Source organism: Gordonia araii NBRC 100433, from assembly GCF_000241265.1.
Taxonomy (GTDB): domain Bacteria; phylum Actinomycetota; class Actinomycetes; order Mycobacteriales; family Mycobacteriaceae; genus Gordonia; species Gordonia araii.
In genome coordinates this window covers 1-1167 of record NZ_BAEE01000094.1, presented here as the reverse complement: position 1 = coordinate 1167, position 1167 = coordinate 1, and the positions used below count along the sequence as shown (strand labels likewise).

At 65.6% G+C, this 1167-nt stretch carries 1 pseudogene; it reads left to right on the top strand.

Annotated features, from left to right (window positions below):
* Positions 1 to 41 precede the first annotated feature (41 nt).
* Positions 42 to 1167, top strand: a pseudogene (locus tag GOARA_RS18675) (IS3 family transposase); the annotation flags it as partial.

Sequence of the window (1167 nt, the reverse complement as noted above, 5' to 3'; positions counted from 1 at the left end):
CGGCATGTCCGGAGACTCTGTTCCTTGGGAAGGATGGAGTCATGGCAGGGAGTACGTCGAAGAGGTACACGGCCGAGCTGCGTGAGCGGGCGGTCAGGATGGTTGGGGAGATTCGGGCCGACCACGAGTCGGACTGGGCGGCGATGACGCAGGTCGCGACGCTGCTCGGGATCGGGACGCCCGAGACGGTGAGGAAGTGGTGTCGCCAGGCCGAGGTCGACGCCGGGCAGCGGGCTGGGACGACGAGTGAGGAGTCAGCGGAGCTGAAGCGGTTGAAGCGCGAGAACGCCGAGCTCAAGCGGGCCAACGCGATCCTCAAGAGCGCATCGGCTTTCTTCGCGGCCGAACTCGACCGGCCACAGCGCTGATCGTGCGGTACATCGACGAACACGTCGGTGACCAGCACGACCGAGGTCTGCGATGGGGTGTTGAGTCGATCTGTGACCAGCTCACCGAGCTGGGCGCCAAGATCGCCCCCGCGACCTACTACGAGCACCGCTCCCGCCGACCGTCCAAGCGCGAAGTGCGGGATGAGGAACTCAAGCCCAAGGTGGCCAAGGTTCATGCCGAGAACTACGGCGTCTACGGAGCCCGGAAGGTTTGGCTTCAGCTCAACCGGGAGCGCACCGCTGATGCCGAGCCGATCGCTAGGTGCACGGTGGAACGGCTGATGAGCGACCTCGGTCTTCGTGGCGCGATCCGGGGCAAGGTCAAGCGCACGACGATCGCTGATCCGAAGGCGAAGCACCCCGGTGACCTCGTGGGACGTCAGTTCGCGCCGTTGGCGCCGGACAGGCTATGGGTGGCCGACTTCACCTACGTGTCGACGTGGGCGGGCTGGGTCTACGTGGCGTTCGTGATCGATGCCTACGCGCGTCGGATCATCGGCTGGAGGTCGTCGACATCGATGACCTCTCAGCTGGTGCTCGACGCCATCGACCATGCTGTGTGGACACGGCAGCGGGAGGGCCGGCCGGTGGCCGGGGTGGTGCAGCATCACGACCACGGCAGCCAGTACACCTCGGTGGCCTACAGCGAGCGGCTCGCCGCTGACGGGATCCGTCCCTCGATGGGGGTTGTCGGATCGTCCTATGACAATGCGCTGGCCGAGTCGATCAACGGGCTCTACAAAACCGAGTTGATCAAAGCCAGAGGCCCGTGGCGTAC